This is a genomic window from Uliginosibacterium gangwonense DSM 18521 (genome assembly GCF_000373965.1).
Classification (GTDB): domain Bacteria; phylum Pseudomonadota; class Gammaproteobacteria; order Burkholderiales; family Rhodocyclaceae; genus Uliginosibacterium; species Uliginosibacterium gangwonense.
Map to the genome: position 1 here is coordinate 32,637 of NZ_KB892841.1, position 16,350 is coordinate 48,986.

Annotated in this window: 16 protein-coding genes; 5 read left to right on the top strand and 11 right to left on the bottom strand. The window is 57.2% G+C overall.

Features of this window, described 5'->3' with window-relative positions; translation table 11 throughout:
* Positions 1 to 57 precede the first annotated feature (57 nt).
* A complete protein-coding gene (locus B145_RS0109800) occupies positions 58 to 909 on the top strand; it encodes a sulfurtransferase (protein WP_018607021.1) in 852 nt (283 codons plus the stop codon).
* A gap of 1 nt (position 910) precedes the next feature.
* On the opposite strand, the gene B145_RS27430 is transcribed toward B145_RS0109800, so the two are convergent.
* Both B145_RS27430 and B145_RS27435 read right to left on the bottom strand, forming a co-directional pair.
* The gene (locus B145_RS27430) at positions 911 to 2,497 is read right to left on the bottom strand and encodes a GGDEF domain-containing response regulator (RefSeq protein ID WP_018607023.1); all 1,587 of its coding nucleotides are present in this window, start codon (positions 2,495 to 2,497) and stop codon (positions 911 to 913) included.
* A 118-nt stretch (positions 2,498 to 2,615) separates the two neighbouring features.
* A complete protein-coding gene (locus tag B145_RS27435) occupies positions 2,616 to 3,551 on the bottom strand; it encodes a restriction endonuclease (RefSeq protein WP_018607024.1) in 936 nt (311 codons plus the stop codon).
* A gap of 216 nt (positions 3,552 to 3,767) precedes the next feature.
* Here B145_RS27435 and B145_RS0109815 point away from each other — a divergent pair, with 216 nt between their 5' ends.
* Both B145_RS0109815 and B145_RS0109820 read left to right on the top strand, forming a co-directional pair.
* Positions 3,768 to 4,244 (top strand): hypothetical protein, encoded by a 477-nt coding sequence (locus tag B145_RS0109815; RefSeq protein ID WP_018607026.1) that lies wholly within the window; start codon positions 3,768 to 3,770, stop codon positions 4,242 to 4,244.
* A gap of 107 nt (positions 4,245 to 4,351) precedes the next feature.
* On the top strand, positions 4,352 to 5,194 hold the full coding sequence (locus tag B145_RS0109820; RefSeq protein ID WP_018607028.1) for a 23S rRNA (adenine(2030)-N(6))-methyltransferase RlmJ: 843 nt from the start codon (positions 4,352 to 4,354) through the stop codon (positions 5,192 to 5,194).
* Positions 5,195 to 5,310: 116 nt separating this feature from the next.
* Here the strand turns inward: B145_RS0109820 and B145_RS0109825 are convergent, their stop codons facing one another.
* Complete coding sequence (locus B145_RS0109825) at positions 5,311 to 6,033, bottom strand: substrate-binding periplasmic protein (RefSeq protein ID WP_018607029.1); 723 nt, start codon at positions 6,031 to 6,033, stop codon at positions 5,311 to 5,313.
* 135 nt (positions 6,034 to 6,168) lie between these two features.
* Positions 6,169 to 7,554 (bottom strand): oxygen-independent coproporphyrinogen III oxidase, encoded by a 1,386-nt coding sequence (gene hemN / locus B145_RS0109830; protein WP_018607031.1) that lies wholly within the window; start codon positions 7,552 to 7,554, stop codon positions 6,169 to 6,171.
* Between the two features lie 88 nt (positions 7,555 to 7,642).
* Between hemN and fnr the strand changes: the two genes are divergently transcribed.
* Positions 7,643 to 8,380 (top strand): fumarate/nitrate reduction transcriptional regulator Fnr, encoded by a 738-nt coding sequence (gene fnr / locus B145_RS0109835; RefSeq protein WP_026259000.1) that lies wholly within the window; start codon positions 7,643 to 7,645, stop codon positions 8,378 to 8,380.
* Positions 8,381 to 8,436: 56 nt separating this feature from the next.
* Here fnr and B145_RS0109840 read toward each other — a convergent pair whose 3' ends face one another.
* Positions 8,437 to 10,107 (bottom strand): PHA/PHB synthase family protein, encoded by a 1,671-nt coding sequence (locus B145_RS0109840; RefSeq protein WP_018607036.1) that lies wholly within the window; start codon positions 10,105 to 10,107, stop codon positions 8,437 to 8,439.
* A gap of 283 nt (positions 10,108 to 10,390) precedes the next feature.
* Here B145_RS0109840 and B145_RS0109845 point away from each other — a divergent pair, with 283 nt between their 5' ends.
* Positions 10,391 to 10,834 carry a universal stress protein gene (locus B145_RS0109845; RefSeq protein ID WP_018607037.1) on the top strand — a complete coding sequence of 148 codons (444 nt, stop codon included), beginning with the start codon at positions 10,391 to 10,393 and terminating at the stop codon, positions 10,832 to 10,834.
* A 90-nt stretch (positions 10,835 to 10,924) separates the two neighbouring features.
* Here the strand turns inward: B145_RS0109845 and B145_RS0109850 are convergent, their stop codons facing one another.
* From B145_RS0109850 to ccoN, 6 genes are all read right to left on the bottom strand, one after another.
* The gene (locus tag B145_RS0109850; protein WP_018607039.1) at positions 10,925 to 11,446 is read right to left on the bottom strand and encodes a FixH family protein; all 522 of its coding nucleotides are present in this window, start codon (positions 11,444 to 11,446) and stop codon (positions 10,925 to 10,927) included.
* A gap of 17 nt (positions 11,447 to 11,463) precedes the next feature.
* Positions 11,464 to 12,849 (bottom strand): cytochrome c oxidase accessory protein CcoG, encoded by a 1,386-nt coding sequence (gene ccoG, locus B145_RS0109855; RefSeq protein ID WP_018607040.1) that lies wholly within the window; start codon positions 12,847 to 12,849, stop codon positions 11,464 to 11,466.
* Positions 12,850 to 12,970: 121 nt separating this feature from the next.
* Positions 12,971 to 13,879: a cytochrome-c oxidase, cbb3-type subunit III gene (ccoP, locus tag B145_RS0109860; protein ID WP_018607041.1), complete on the bottom strand. Its 909-nt coding sequence runs from the start codon at positions 13,877 to 13,879 to the stop codon at positions 12,971 to 12,973.
* Positions 13,880 to 13,885: 6 nt separating this feature from the next.
* Positions 13,886 to 14,065: a cbb3-type cytochrome oxidase subunit 3 gene (locus B145_RS0109865; protein WP_018607042.1), complete on the bottom strand. Its 180-nt coding sequence runs from the start codon at positions 14,063 to 14,065 to the stop codon at positions 13,886 to 13,888.
* Between the two features lie 11 nt (positions 14,066 to 14,076).
* Positions 14,077 to 14,688 (bottom strand): cytochrome-c oxidase, cbb3-type subunit II, encoded by a 612-nt coding sequence (ccoO, locus tag B145_RS0109870; RefSeq protein ID WP_018607044.1) that lies wholly within the window; start codon positions 14,686 to 14,688, stop codon positions 14,077 to 14,079.
* Between the two features lie 11 nt (positions 14,689 to 14,699).
* The gene (ccoN, locus tag B145_RS0109875) at positions 14,700 to 16,121 is read right to left on the bottom strand and encodes a cytochrome-c oxidase, cbb3-type subunit I (RefSeq protein WP_026259002.1); all 1,422 of its coding nucleotides are present in this window, start codon (positions 16,119 to 16,121) and stop codon (positions 14,700 to 14,702) included.
* Positions 16,122 to 16,350 lie beyond the last annotated feature (229 nt).

The window sequence follows — 16,350 nt, forward strand, 5'->3', positions numbered from 1 at the left end:
AGTTTCCCCAGAACCCCGCTTATTGGCAGAATACAGGATTGCCTAACGGAGCCCACCATGCCTTACACAACAACAATTTCCGCCCAAACCCTTGCCGCTGAGTTAGGCAAGCCGGACTGGATCGTCTTTGACGTTCGCCACGAATTGCAAAATCCCGCCTCAGGTCGTGCCGCCTACCAACAAGGGCATATCCCCGGCGCCCTCTTCCTGCATCTGGATGAGGATCTGTCTGCCCCCAAAACGGGCAAAAACGGGCGCCACCCTTTGCCAGATCGTGCCGCATTTGCCCAACGGCTGGCTGCGCTAGGGGTCAATACCCGCAGCCAGGTCGTGGTGTATGACGCCGCCGGGGGCATGATGGCCGCCCGCCTATGGTGGATGCTGCGCTGGGTGGGGCACGCCCATGTTGCCGTGCTCGATGGTGGCTGGCCCGCTTGGGTAGCCAGCGGCGCAGCGACAAACGCCGATACGCCCGCCCCCCGCCCGCAAGGTGATTTGCAGGCAGCCACTCCTTTGACACGGCAGATCAACGCGGCTCACGTGTTGATCAATATCGAGCTGGGGACCGAACTGGTGTTGGACGCGCGTGGCCCCGACCGCTTCCGTGGCGAAAACGAGACCATGGACCCAGTCGGCGGGCATATCCCAGGGGCACGCAACCGCTGCTTCCGCGATAACCTTGACGCACAGGATCGCTTCAAGTCTGCAGACATCCTGCGTGAAGAATTCAGCCGCGTATTGGATGGCAAGACGCCAGCGCAAGTCATTGCACAATGCGGGTCAGGCGTGACGGCCTGCCACAACCTGCTGGCGATGGAAATTGCCGGGCTGGGCGGCGCTGCACTCTATCCAGGGTCCTGGAGCGAATGGTGCAGTGACCCGGATCGCCCGATTGCGGTGGGTAACTGAATCAGCCCCGTTTGGTATTGACGGCAATGGTGATGCGGTTGCGGCCCTCGCGCTTGGAGATATAGAGGGCTTCATCCGCAGCAACCACCAATTCCATCATGTTGGAATAACTCGGGTATTCGGCCACCCCGGAACTGAAGGTCACCGAGAAAATACCTTCGTCATACGCGTGATAGATTTTAGAGAATCCATCACGAATCTTGTTGAGTTTATCGCGTGCTGATTCAGCCGACGTGCTGAAAAACACCACCACGAATTCTTCGCCGCCGTAGCGCCCCACCACGTCGGCCTTGCGTACATGCTGCTTGAGGTAGCGCGCAAGGGTCTTGAGCACTTTGTCACCCACGGTATGGCCGTAGTTGTCATTGACCTTCTTGAAATAGTCGATATCCAGAATGGCATATGACACTGGCACACCCTGGCGTTCAGCCAGCAGGAGCGACTGTTGCAGCAGCGTTTTGGTCTTGACGTGGTTATACAGCCCGGTGAGGCTGTCTTCCACCATCAGCTTGCGCAGGCCTCGGTAGCGTTCGGCCTTGCTGACCACCGTATTCACGAGCTGCGCCTGGCTGATCGGCTTGGTCAGGTAGTCATCCCCGCCATTGCGCATGGCCTCCAATTGCACCTCTTCGCTGGTTTCGCTGGTCAGGAAGACAATGGGAATGGATTCAAAGGCTTTGTTCTGGCGGATGATGCGCGCCACTTCCAGGCCATTACAGCCATCCATGTGGAAGTCCAGCAAGAGCACATCCGGCGAATAATCCAGCAATGCATCTAGAATATGCTGTGGGGTTCTCAGCGTGCGCAGGTTGATGCTCGGAAACTGCTCCAGCGTGCGCTGGATGGAAGTCAGTACGGTTTGCGAGTCATCCAGAATCAGCACCCGATACGGCTCATCCTTGGTGGCATAGGCCAGGGGGTCCACCGCGTCGACCAACACATTGACAGTCAGGGGAGAGATGAAAAAGCCCTGCGCCCCACAACGCACCGCTTTCAGACGTAGCGCGAAATCCCCTTTGGCGCTCAAACAGAACCATTTGATCCCGCCATTGCTCAGATCATCCACCAGTGGCTTGTGTTCGGCCAGCACGCCAGCAGGCAGATCGGCCACCACTGCAATAGCCCGATGCGCCAGGGCATATTGCACCCCCTGGCCGTAATCGGTGAATGAGCGGAACTGGTAGCCGTAATGCTCCATCTGCAACAACATCTCGTGCATGCTCTCAGGAAGCTTGGTGAGCATCACGATGGTTGGCAGGGCGTACTCGTCCTCGGGGCGCGGAACAATCTGCTGCTGGTAGTCCGGGCTCATGATACGCCGCACCACCACAAAGACGGTGGCAAGGAAACGGTCTACCGCAGATTTCTCCTGCTCGGTCGGCGACTCAAGATTTGCCAGCAATTGCAGCAAAGGCTCAAGCGTTGTTTCCAATTCGGTCAAACCGTGGGCGCGTGCCAACCCCATCAAGCGGTCGCAATGCGGCATGAAGGCTGCCCAGCGCTCGATATCAGAACTGGCCTGCCAGACGACTTTCCAGGCGACAACCAGTGCGTTCCACGCAGAGTGCAATTCCGAACGGTTGATCATATCTGTTTGGCTTGCGAACTTCCCGAAGTAAACGGCAAACCGTCACTGAACTGAAGCTGTGCAGATAGGCTTGTTGCAAAAAAGGCGCCCGCATCTAGCGGCTCCCTGGCGATCAATTCTACCTTTCATTTCGGGCAGGTGCTTGGGGGACAACCCGGGGGACACGCTTGGGACGCATGGCCAACACCCCCTTGCAGCGCGGGTAGGCCCGGCAGCCCCAATAGCGGGCCTGTTCGTTCTGGCGAGACAGCATCTTGAGGCCGCAAACGGGGCAGGAAGGCGTGGTGAAATCGCCTTGCACAGCAATGTCCAACAACTGCTGGCGCCTTGCCTCGGGCTGGCGCATAAGCATGGCAATGAACATGACATCATCGATCAGGGTGATCGAGTGTACCTTGGCGTATTCGCGTGCCTGACTGGAAAAACCGCCGTAGCCCATGAAGAAGCCTTTGGTCACAAACTCTGCCGCCATCAGGGCAGACAGCCTTTCTAGCGAATCCAGCCCGATCTCATGCTCGCCCCAGGCCCGGCAATGCACAATGGCAACCGGCAGGGTCTCCTCGCCCTTGAACAAGCGGATGTCTACACTGCCATCTTCCCCCAGCTTGCCGGGTTTGCAGCGGAAGCGGTCTGAGAAGAACGCCACGCACAGCTCCAGCATCCGCTGCCAATCCAGGCTATGCAGCAGGTCCGGTGACCACGTATCCGGGCGATGCACCTTGGCCGGGGTGGTTTCCTGTGGCAGCACCTCATCGAGCGCACCGGCGGGTGGCGCAACCTCACTGCCATCCAGCCCCTCTTCCTCGGGCTCCACGTCGCGCTGCTCCAGGAAGCGAAAGACCATGAGGCTGAACAAGAGGTAGCTCAGGATCACTGTCGCCCATTGGATGGAACCCGCCAGGGAAGATCGGCCCAACACCCACACGGGCAAGACATAGCCCACGATGAACACGCCCAACGCCCGCCACGCAACCGCCTGAGCGTTGCGCCCCAGCACCCCGAGGGGCAACAGCGTGGATTCACCTTCCCTGTTTTCCTTGTCTTCTCCCACCATGGACTTATCCTTTTTTTGCTCGTCGAGCAGCCACTCATTCTGCAATGATAGCCTGCGTCCAAAGCCCTTAAAGGGCAGCGCACTGTTTGGCCTGACGAGTGGCTGGCAGGACAAGCAAAACGCGCATTAGACTTGGTCTAAGAACCGGTCTGGGGCATTCGCCCCCAGGGAGATGCAAGACACGCAACCGGCCGTCGTCCGTATTGGTTTCCAGACATGTCTGAATTCGAGAGTGGCAAAAATTTTCAACATTTGGTGATCGCAGCCGTGGCTGGCGCGGTCTGCGTGTTTGCGCTTGTCACCCTGGCAGACCGGGTGCTGCTGCCTGCCCCTGTAAAACCCGTCGAAGTGCCGCTTACACAAAGCACACCGGCCCAAAACAATGCGGCGGCAGAAGCCGCTGGCCTGGAGGAAGAACGCCAGGCAAGCGTGGCCAAACAGGAGCGCTTGCAGAAAGAAAAAGAGCAGAGCGCCATTGATCAGGCCCGCCGCGAGCAAAAGCTGCAAGAGGCTCTGAACGCCCGCAATGCAGACAATGAGCAAGCCCGCAAGGATGCAGCCTGGGAACGTTTCTACAAAAAGCCCAAGAAGTGCGACAATCCTGCGGATAACACAGCCATTGTCGAATGCGGCAACCACTATTTGCGAGAACAGCAGCGCTTTGAGAAACTGTTTGCCGACGGCAAACTCTGACCCAACGCAGCGAAGCCGTTTGCAAAAGAGCGTCTGCGCAGGCATAGCCCGATGACTGTGGCACCCTTGAACCCAGCGCCGAGGCCCTTGCGGCAGAAATCCGAAGCATGCTCAGCTATCGCCATTCCTTTCACGCCGGCAACCACGCCGACGTGCTCAAGCACGCCATCCTGATCCAGTTGCTCAATTACATGGGGCAAAAGGACAAACCCTTCTGGGTCATCGACACCCATGCAGGGGCAGGCCGCTACTCACTCGAATCCGTACACGCTTCCAAGTTGGAAGAGCACGTTGATGGCATCGCCCGCCTATGGGGGCATACCGATCTCCCCCCCATCCTGGCCGACTATCTGGAAGCCATCCGTGCAGAAAACCCCAATGGGCGCCTACGCTTCTACCCAGGCTCCCCTTGCATCAGTCAAAGCCTGCTGCGCGAGCAGGATAAGCTGCGGCTGTTTGAACTGCACAGCACCGACCATCAGCTTCTGGCCGAGAACTTTTCGGGGGCGGACAAAAACACCATCATCTACGCCGATGATGGCTTTGCCACCCTCAAAGCCCTACTCCCGCCGCCATCCCGACGGGGCCTTGTACTGATCGACCCCTCCTACGAGCTTCGTGAAGACTACGGCAAAGTCATTCACACCCTGCGTGAAGCCCTGCTGAAGTTTCCCACTGGCACCTATGCCATCTGGTACCCTCAGTTGCCGAAGCTGGAATCAGCCCAGCTTCCCAAGCGTCTCAAAGCACTGGGGGCAGAGAGCTGGTTGCACGTCACCCTTACGGTACGCAAGCCCACCGCCAATTTCGGCATGGCCGGAAGCGGCATGTTCATCATTAACCCACCCTGGACACTGCACGCAGCACTGGAAACCGCCATGCCCCGCCTGCGTGACCTGTTGGCCCAGGATGAACACGCCAGCTTTACGCTGGAGCAACTCGCCAAGTAAGCCCAGATACGCCAAACTCCGTCCGCCTTGAATTCCAAATCAATATCCACACAAGGCATACAAAAAAGCGCCTCCCAGGCGCTTTTTTGTCAAACACCGCGCAAATAGCATAAAGCCTACTCATGCATACCTTTATTCATGATGGTTTTGTACGTCCCATCCTTCATGATGGCTGCCAGCCCGGCATTGAAATCAGCCACTTTCTGTTCATATCCAGTTTTGGCCTTGGAAAAACAGTTGTAAAACTTCATGACTTTCAGCGGTGGAGACAAGAAATCGATTTTGTCCGCATCCCCTGGAAACTGGGTTTTGAGGGACTCCAACACAACAGATTTCTTCTCGACAAACAACGGCATACGCTTGGCCAACAGCTTACGGATGTTGGTGACGTAGTCTGGCGCAGGATCTTTCTTGAAATAGCTTGCCGAATCAAATTCAGGGGTATAGGCGGAACCGCTGATCGTACCAATTGTGTAATTTTTCAGATCAGTCAATTGGTTATATGCAACCTGGGTTTCTTTCAATTTGAAAAACACCATTTCCGACTGCCCGACCTGCTCTGAATATTGCATCTTCGCAGCACGCTCATCGGTATATTGGGCGCCCAACAAGGCTTCCGCCTCCCCGGTCATCACACCACCCAGGGCACGCCCCCAAGGTTGGAATTCCACTTCCACCTGGTAGCCCACCCGTTCGAACGCAGCCTTGGTGATGGCAAGCAGGAAACCGCCTTCCTTCTCCTTGTCAGTCACAAAATGCACCGACTTGGCCGGGGCGGCAAGCCCCGTACCACAGCTCAACAACATGACCAGCGCAAGCAGGAATCCTCTTTTCGTCATGGCAAACCTCCTCCGGGCAATCCACCGCATGGCAAGCATACGCATTCACTATAGCCGGGATGAGCTTATTCGCCAGCCCATTGCAGGGCAGCCTTCGTAAGCTTGTGTTGCGCCGTCGTCCAGAATTCCCGCGCCTCAAATCACCCGTGAATACCTGCGTTGCTCACGATCCTGGCGCAAATGCGCATCGAATACCATGGCGACGATACGCACCAGCATGCGCCCCCGCTCGGTTACGATGATGGCATCCTTGCGCAGTTCCAGCAGCCCGGCTTCGGCAAGGCTTGCCAGTTCCTGCCATTCGGTAGCAAAACGCTCATTGAACGCCTGACCGATCTGCGCTTCGATGGCCGGCAGACTCAGTTGGAAATTGCACATCAGCGCCTGGATGATGTGGGCGCGCAGCTTGTCGTCCTCGGTCATTTCCCAGCCACGCATCACCGGTAGATGCCCATGGTCGATCGCGGTGTAGTAGGCTTCGATGTCGCGCTGGTTCTGGATGAACATTCCATCCACCTGACCGATGGAGGAAACGCCCAGCCCGAGCATGTCGCACTCGGCATGGGTGGAGTAGCCCTGAAAATTGCGTTGCAGCCCCCCTTGTTGCTGAGCCAGCGCAAGCTCGTTGTCGGGCCGGGCAAAGTGGTCCATGCCGATGAACACGTAACCGGCCTGCCCCAGCTTGTCGATCGCCATGGCCAGGATAGCGAGTTTCTCTTCCGGTGCAGGCAAATCTTCCGCATTGATCCGCCGCTGCGGCATGAAGCGCGTGGGCAGATGCGCGTAGTTGTAGAGCGACAGGCGATCCGGCTGCATGGCGAGCACGGTATCCAGGGTCTTGCCAAAGCGCTCCAGGGTCTGGAAGGGCAAACCGTAGATCAGATCCACACTCACCGAGGCAAAACCATTGGCGCGTGCGGCATCCATCACCACGGCGGTTTCCGCCACAGTCTGGATACGGTTGACCGCCTGCTGCACCTGCGGATCAAAATCCTGAATGCCGATGCTCATGCGGTTAAAGCCTTCACGGGCCAGCAAGGCTACGTTGTCGGCAGAAACCTTGCGCGGATCAATCTCGATGGAGTATTCCCCGCCTTCGAGCAGATTGAAGCGGGCACGGATGCTCGTCATCAGGCGCACGATCTCTTCGGGCTGGAGGAAGGTGGGGGTGCCGCCGCCCCAATGCATCTGCGACACCGCCTGCCCCAGCCCCAACGACTGGGTGGCCAGATCCATCTCACGCGCCAGGTAATCCAGGTAGCGTGCACTCAGGCTGCGATCCTTGGTAATGATCTTGTTGCAGCCGCAGTAGTAACAGATGGTGTTGCAGAAGGGGATGTGGACATAAAGCGACAGCGGTACCTGACGTCCCTTTTGAACACTTCGAGCCAATCGGGCAGCGGCTGCCTGTGGTCCTACCGCGTCGGTAAACCGGTCTGCGGTGGGGTAAGAGGTATAGCGTGGGCCGGGAACATCAAATCGGCGGATGAGGTCCAGGTCGAACAAAATGGCTTGGCGCATGGTGGTTTCCAAGGCTAACAAAAAAACATCGCAGAGATACTCTCCAATTACGTTGATGTTGGTCAATAGGCGAGGTAAACTATTAATCGTGGACCCGAAATTTCCGAATTCTCTGACTTCAAACAATCTTCGCGTGGCGTGCGCCCAGTGCAGCCTGCGAGAGTTGTGTCTGGCTGTCGGCCTGGACGATGATGATCTGCACAAGCTTGATGACTTCGTCACCCGACGAAAACTCAAGCGTGGGCAGCAGTTATATCGTGCTGGCGACCCCTTTGAAGCACTTTACGCAATCCGTACCGGATTCTTCAAGACTGACATCCTCACTGAGGAAGGCTTGGAGCAGGTGACGGGTTTTCATATGGCAGGCGAAATCATCGGCATGGACGGGATCAGCAATGATCACCATGTATGCAATGCGACCGCGCTGGAAGACAGCGAGATCTGCATCATGCCGTATGACCAGCTCGAAGAGCTTTCGCGCCACATCAAATCCCTGCAGCAGCAGTTCCACAAGTTCATGAGCCGCGAGATCGTGCGCGACCAGAGCCTAATGATCCTGCTCGGCTCGATGCGTGCAGAGGAGCGGATTGCGGCCTTCCTGCTCAATCTTTCGCAACGGATGCGGGTGAGGGGCTATTCAGCTTCCGAATTCCACCTGCGGATGACGCGCGAGGAAATCGGCTCCTACCTGGGCCTGAAGCTGGAAACGGTGAGCCGTGCCTTCTCCAAATTCCATGATGAGGGTTTGATCGGTGTGCAGCAAAAGTACATCCGTATCCTCGACAGCGATGGTTTGAAGGCGCTACTCAACCACACCCCCACCTGATCCAGCTTGGCGGGAACAGTCAAAAAAGCCACGCAATCTGCGTGGCTTTTTGTGTTTCACGGCTCCAGCACATACTCCCCTGGCGCCGCAGCCAACACCTTGGGGGCCAAGACTTCAGGTGCGGCGCGCTGTGCGCCTGAGCTGGCATCCAGCCACTTCACCCAGTCGGGCCACCAGGAGCCTGCAAGCCACTCGCAACGGGATTGCCATTTGTCCGGCGTATCGGTGCGATGCGCCTCGCCCGCCAGGAAGCGGCGCTTGGGTGGATCAACCACAGGGTTGATGATCCCCAGAATATGGCCGGAACTCGACAGCACGAACCGCTTGTTGCCATGCGCAAAGTTGGCGATGCGGAACGCCTGCCGCCAGGGCGCGATATGGTCGTCCTCTGCCCCCACGGCGTAGAGGGGCTGCTGGATACGCTCCAGATCAATGGGCTGCCCTGCCACCGTCAGCCCGTCGCGTTCAATCAGCCGGTTGTGCAGGTAGAGTTCGCGCAGATACCACGAATGCATCACCGCAGGCATCCGCGTGGTATCCATATTCCAGTACAGCACATCAAAGGGAGGCGGTTTTTCACCCAGCAGATACCCGTGCACGTAGTAATGCCAGATCAGGCTGTTGGAACGCAGCAGGCGGAAGGCAGAGGCCATCTCCTTGCCATCCAGCACACCTTTGCGAAGCATGGCGTCACTGAGGTAATTCACGCTGCCCTCGTCGATGAATACCTCAATATCGCCGGGTTTGGAAAAATCGGTCAGCGTGGTAAACAGAGTCCAACTGGCCACAGGCTGTTTGTCGGCGGCATACGCCCTGCTCGCCCAGGCCATGTAGATCGCCAGCGCGGTGCCACCGATGCAGTAGCCCACGGCATTGACCTGGGGCGAGTCTGTCAGGCTCTGCGCTGTACGCACGGCAAAATCAACACCATCACGGATGTAGTCGTCAAAACTCGCATCCTTCATCTCCACACCGGGATTTTTCCAACTGGTGAGGAAAACATCAAAGCCTTGCTCCAGCAGATAACGGATCAGGCTCTTCTTGGGCACGAGATCCAGCACATAGAATTTGTTGATCCAAGGGGTCACGATCAACAACGGCGTGGCCCTCACCTTGGCCTGCACAGGGCGGTAACGGATGATCTCGACCAGCGCATTGCGCGCCACCACTGCGCCTGGCGTGGTCGCCAGATTTTCGCCCACCTTGAAATCCTTGGGATTGGTCATCCGGATATCCCCGGCGAGCAGATCCTCGTAAAAATTCTGCCATCCCTCGGCCAGACTTTTGCCTTGGGTTTCTGCACATTTGCGCTGAGCGGTCGGATTGGTCCAGAAAAAATTGGTGGGCGCCACCGCATTCAGATATTTCCGCCACCAAAAGGCTGCGCGGCGCCGCTCCTTGCCGGAAAGGCCGGGCGTCTCATACAACATATCCTGGATGTGGTGGGTGATCAGCAGATACCACTCCTTGGTGATATCCCAGGTCGCCTGCTCTGTCCACACGGGGTCACTGAAGCGGGTGTCATCCGGCTGCGGGGTCACCGGGCCCTGGCTGGGAATCCCCATCACCCTTCTGGCCGAATGGGCCGAAAGCGCCATCGCGTCACGCGAGAACCCTATCATTTCCTCAAGCAGTTCCTGAGGATGCAACCACCATGCAGCCTGCGCATGCAGCAAAGGAGCCAATACCCCCATAGGGTCAAGCGCAGCGGCAATCCGCTCCCGCATATGTCGGTACGATGACGCGGGGGGTAGCAAATCGCTCTTTTTATTTGCGGCGTTCATCATGTATATCCTCATGGAAAGGCATAGAATGAAATCAGGCCGATAAAAACGCGGCAGAGCGCCGCAAGGGCGCCAGATCATGATTCGTGTCTTTGGCGGACGCTCTACACATGATAGATGAGGCGTACAGAAAACTTCTCGGGCTTGCCCGTAAGGGGTTCGCCAAGCAGTTTTCGACATGCCTGGACACCGCAGGGTTTTATTAAAAACAGAACAGGAGACGCATATGTTCAAGCATCTGTTGATTCCAACTGACGGGTCGGAACTGTCACAACAAGCCACACAGAAAGGCGTGGAGTTTGCCGCAGTGGTGGGCGCCCGGATTACCTTCCTGTATGTGCAACCTGATTTTCCGCTCCCTTTGGCTGGCGAAGGCATCATGCTGGCGCCAGAAAGCCGTGATGAATTCACGCGTGGCACCCGGGAACAGGCAGAACTGATCCTGAAAACTGCCGCAGACTGTGCCGCCAAGGCAGGCGTCACGGCCCAGACGCGCACCATCGTCTGCGATGTTCCCTATGAGGTGATTATCCAGACAGCGGAAGCGGAGGGCTGCGATCTGGTCTTCATGGCCTCTCACGGGCGACGTGGTCTGGCTGGCCTGCTATTGGGGTCGGAGACACACAAGGTGCTCACCCACTGCAAGATTCCGGTGCTGGTCTGCCGTTGAGTTCTTCACTGAGGCCTGCCAATGAAAAACGCCCCGGCAATGATCTATCGCCGGGGCGTTACTGCCGGAGGCAGCTAGAAAGCTGAAGTTCTAAGGGTCGGTTACCGCTTCCATATGCTGAATTTCCAGCTCGCCGGTAAACGGCATTTTCACCGCGCCCACCACTCGCCATTGCCCGGCGAGGTCCTCGACTGACACATTCCAGCGCCCGGCCGGCATAGCTGCCAGCTTGCCTTCGTAACCCTCGGCGCCACGCTTGAGGGTCACAATCTGGTCGGCCCCCGCCCGCGTTGGATGAATCCAGTGCATTTGCAGGGTGTCCGGCAAGTCAGTCTTGGTATCAGTCCTGATCCGCATCTGCAGCATACCTTCACGCAGACTCACAAAAGCGTGTATGCCCTTTTGTTTGGCAAGCTCATCACGCTCCAGCGATTTGTTGATGGCCAAGCCCTGTTTATAGTAATCGTCGGAAACGACACCGTCATCCGTCTGAAGGGCAATAAACAGGGTCACAAAACTTGCAATCACCACAATGCCGGGCAGGCCGAACAGAATCCAGGGCCACGGCTCCCGATACCAGGGGCGTTTGCTATCCATGGTGGGGTTCAACATAACAATTCCTCTCTTGCTCAGGGCGCAATAAATACGGCTTTTTCATGCACACCCAGCTTCTCGCCGTCAGCGCTGTCGACGCGGAAGTAAATGGTATGGGAGCCTTTTTTCAGGTTTTCCATCGGCACGCGTACCCGTATCGTGGCAACCTTGTTGTCCGTTGCAGGCAGGGTGAATTCACTGCGGCCATCCAGGCTGATGCCATCCATGCCTTCCACGCTGACCTTCACATGGCGGATCTGCTCGCCTGCATTCATCAGTTGCAGGATGTAGACGTTCTCAATGAGTTCCCCCTCCACTTCCCGGCTCAGGATGGTGCGATCTTTGATGACATCTAGGCGAACCTCGGTACGGGTCGCCAGACTCCAGGCAAATGCCAAACAGATAGCACACAGCACAAAGGTGTAGAGCAGAATGCGTGGGCGCAGCACATGCTGGATGATGTCCTTGGTGCCCCAGTGTTTTTCCACGGCATTTTCCGTGGAGTAACGCACCAGCCCACGCGGCCGCCCCACCTTGTCCATCACCTGATCGCAGGCATCAATACAGGCAGCACAGCCGATGCATTCGTACTGCAGGCCCTTGCGGATGTCGATACCCGTCGGGCAGACCTGCACACAAATACCGCAATCCACACAGTCGCCCAGCCCCAGTGCTTTCAGATCGGCCCCTTTTTTACTGGCCCCACGTGGCTCACCACGCTCTTCGTCGTAGGTGATCACCAGCGTATCCGGATCAAACATCACGCTCTGGAAACGAGCATAGGGACACATGTACTTGCAGACCTGCTCACGCATCACCCCTGCCATCAGGTAGGTGAAGCCGCTGTAGAACACGACCCAGAAGGTCTCCCAGCCAGAAAGGTTGAAATGCACCAGCCCGGCCAGAACGTTATGGATCGGGGTGAAATACCCGACGAAGGTAATGCCGGTCCAAGCGGAGAACAGTATCCAGACCAGATACTTGAGGGACTTGAGCGCGTATTTATACAGGCTGCCAGACTGGGCATCGAGCTTCATGCGGCGCGCACGATCCCCCTCGATGAGCCGCTCGAACCACAGAAAAATCTCGGTATAGACGGTCTGCGGACAGGCATAACCACACCATAGCCGCCCTGCCACAGCCGTAAACAGAAACAGGGAGTAGGCACAGATGATCAACAGCACCGCCAGGTAGAACACATCCTGCGGCCACAGCACCAAACCAAGGATGTAGAACTTGCGTTCGGCAATGTCCAACAACAAGGCCTGCCGACCGTTCCAGGGCAGCCAGCACGCACCGTAGAACACAGCCTGGGTGAGCCAGACCATGGCCCAGCGCCATTTGGCAAAGATCCCTGAAACAGCACGGGGATAAATTTTCTGTCGGACCTCGTAAAGAGATCCGCCTGCATCCGGTTCCATGACTACTCTCTCCTGACACCAATTGGGGTTGGCTTGTTATTTTCAGGCAGAACACAAATCAGCCCGCCAAAAAACAACAAGGCGACAAAACCGCTGTCGCCTTGTTGGATGTGTTACTGCACTATTGTTTGTCCTGGTTCTTGGACAGGCTCAACACATAGGCGGCCAGCAGGTGAATCTTACGCTCACCGAGCAGGTCCTTGAACGAAGGCATCTGATTTTGTCGCCCATACGTCACCGTTTCAATGATGGTGGCTTCAGACGAACCATACAACCAGATACGGTCGGTCAGGTTCGGGGCGCCCAAAGCCTGGTTGCCCTTGCCTTCCGGCCCGTGGCAAGCCACGCAGTTGGTCATGAAGACGGTCTTGCCACGCTCGGCACGCACAGAATCATTAGCCAAACCCGACAAGGAACGCACGTAATTGGCCACATCCTTCACGCCATCAGCCCCCAGCACAGGCCCCCAGGCCGGCATGGCACCCTGGCGCCCGCCCGTGATGGTGGTCTTGATGGTCGCGGGCTGCCCGCCATAGAGCCAGTCGTTATCGGTCAGGTTCGGGAACCCCTTGGCCCCACGCGCATCCGCACCATGGCATTGGGCGCAATAGGTCAGGAACAGGCGCTGCCCCATGGCTTGTGCCTCGGGATTTGCCGATACGGCCAGCAGATCCTGCTTGAGGTACTTGTCATAGATCGGGTTGAACTGTTCATCGGCCTTCTTCATCTCTTCCTTATATTGCTCGACTGCAGTCCAGCCGATCTTGCCCGGCAGATGCCCCAGGCCGGGATACAGGAAGAGATAACCGACGGCAAACACCAAAGCCCCCCAGAACAGGTACATCCACCACCGTGGCAGCGGATTGTTGTACTCCTGCAGATCCTCATCCCAAATATGGTGATGCAGAGTCACCGGACCGGGCTTCCGCTTGGTCATATTGGAAGCCAGAATCCAGACGCAGAACGCCAGGCTCAGTACAACCAGCCCCAAAACATAGTAATGCCAGAAATCGCTGACGAAATCGCTCATGATGCGTCATCCCTTTTTGTTGAGCGGCGCGCCCTGTTCCGGGCGTGGATCATCTTCGCTGAACGGCAACTGTGCCGCCTCATCAAACCCCTTACGGGCGCTCTGGCTATATGCCCAGAAAATAATGCCCAGAAAGCAGAGGAAAGACATGGCAGTCACCACCGAATGAAGCATGTTGATGTCCATTCTGGCGCCCCCTATTGCGTGTTCTTGATCAAAGTCCCGAGGCCTTGCAGATAGGCGATCAGGGCATCCAACTCGGTCTTGCCTTTGAGCTGCTCACGTGCACCGGCAATCTCGGCGTCCGTGTAAGGCACACCAACGATACGCAGTGCACGCATCTTGGCTTCGATGTCGTCAGACTTGACAGGGCGATCGAGCCAGAAGAATGCAGGCATGTTCGATTCCGGCACCACGTCACGCGGATTGAGCAAGTGGGTGCGATGCCACATGTCCGAGTAGCGACCGCCTACACGGGCCAGATCGGGGCCGATACGGCGGGACCCCCACTGGAAGGGGTGGTCATACACGAATTCGCCTGCCACCGAGTAGTGCCCGTAGCGTTCGGTTTCTGAGCGGAAAGGACGGATCATCTGCGAGTGGCACAGATAGCAGCCTTCGCGGATGTAGATATCGCGCCCAACCAGACGCACCGGATCGTAGGGTTTGAGCCCTTCAACCGGTGTCGTGGTCGACCTTTGGAAGAACAAAGGCACGATTTCCACCAGCCCCCCCACGCTGATCACCAGTAAGGTCAGGATGATGAGCAGCGGGACACTCTTTTCAATCAATTCATTATTCAGTTTCATGCCTCACCCCCCTAGTGAGCCGCAGCGACTTCAAGCACTGGTGCATCCACCGGTTTTTCCCCGGCAATCGTGCGTATCATGTTGTAGAGCATGATGAACATGCCGCCCAGGAACAGGATGCCCCCTACCAACCGGATTTCCCAGAACGGATAGGAGTTTTTGACTGTTTCAACAAAGGCGTAGGTCAGCGTGCCATCCGGGTTGATCGCACGTGCCATCATCCCCTGCATCACCCCCGCCACCCACATTGAGGCGATATAGAGCACGATGCCGACGGTAGCCGTCCAGAAGTGCAAGGTGATCAGGCGCGTGGAATACATCTCCGTCTTGCCGTACATACGTGGCAGCAGGTAGTAGATGGAACCGATGGAGACCATCGCCACCCAACCCAAGGCACCCGAGTGCACGTGGCCGATTGTCCAGTCGGTGTAGTGCGAGAGGGCGTTAACCGTCTTGATGGACATCATCGGGCCTTCAAAGGTCGACATGCCATAGAAGGATAAGGAAGTAACCAGGAACTTCAGGATCGGGTCGGTGCGCAACTTATCCCATGCGCCCGACAGCGTCATGATCCCGTTGATCATCCCACCCCAGCTCGGTGCCAGCAGAATCAGCGAGAAGGTCATCCCCAGTGATTGAGCCCAATCCGGCAGCGCGGTGTAGTGCAGGTGGTGCGGACCCGCCCACATGTAGGTAAAGATCAGCGCCCAGAAGTGCACGACCGACAGACGATACGAGTACACCGGGCGCCCGGCCTGCTTGGGCACGAAGTAATACATCATCCCCAGGAAGCCGGCGGTCAGGAAGAAGCCCACCGCGTTGTGGCCGTACCACCACTGGATCATCGCGTCCTGCACCCCGGCATAGGCGGAGTAGGACTTGAACATGCTCACGGGGATGACTGCGGAGTTGACGATGTGCAGGATCGCCACCGCCAGGATGAAGGCGCCGTAGAACCAGTTGGCCACGTAGATGTGCGGGGTCTTGCGTTTGACGATGGTGCCAAAGAACACCACCGCGTAAGACACCCAGACCACCGCAATGGCGATCTTGATCGGCCACTCCAGTTCTGCGTATTCCTTGCCCACCGTGAAGCCCATCGGGAGCGTGATGGCCGCTGCCACGATAATGGCCTGCCAGCCCCAGAAGGTGAATTGCGCCAGCGCCGGAGCAAAAAGCCGGGTGTGACAGGTGCGCTGCACCACGTAATACGACGTGGCAAACAGGGCACTACCACCAAAGGCGAAAATCACTGCGTTGGTGTGAAGTGGGCGCAATCGCCCGAAGTGGAACCACTCTTGAAAGTCTAGTTGGGGCCAGATCAGTTGGGCGGCAATGATGACGCCAACCAACATGCCGACAATACCCCAAACAACCGCCATGATCGCGAATTGCCTCACGACCCGATAGTCGTAACTCGCCTGGGATTGCATAAGCTACCTCGTCCTCGGAGAAAATGTGGAACCCACGCAAATCTGCCGTGAGCAGGTAGCATCTGCTGCGCCACTCCGCTTCACGACCCCCATTATCAGACTTGATCAGCCCTTACAGACCCGTACATCGGGGCACCCGAAAGTTCGAGGGCATTGACATGCATCAAGCCAGCATTTGCGCTATCTCAAATGCTACCACAGAGAGTAAGGCTTTATGGTGGGAATCCGG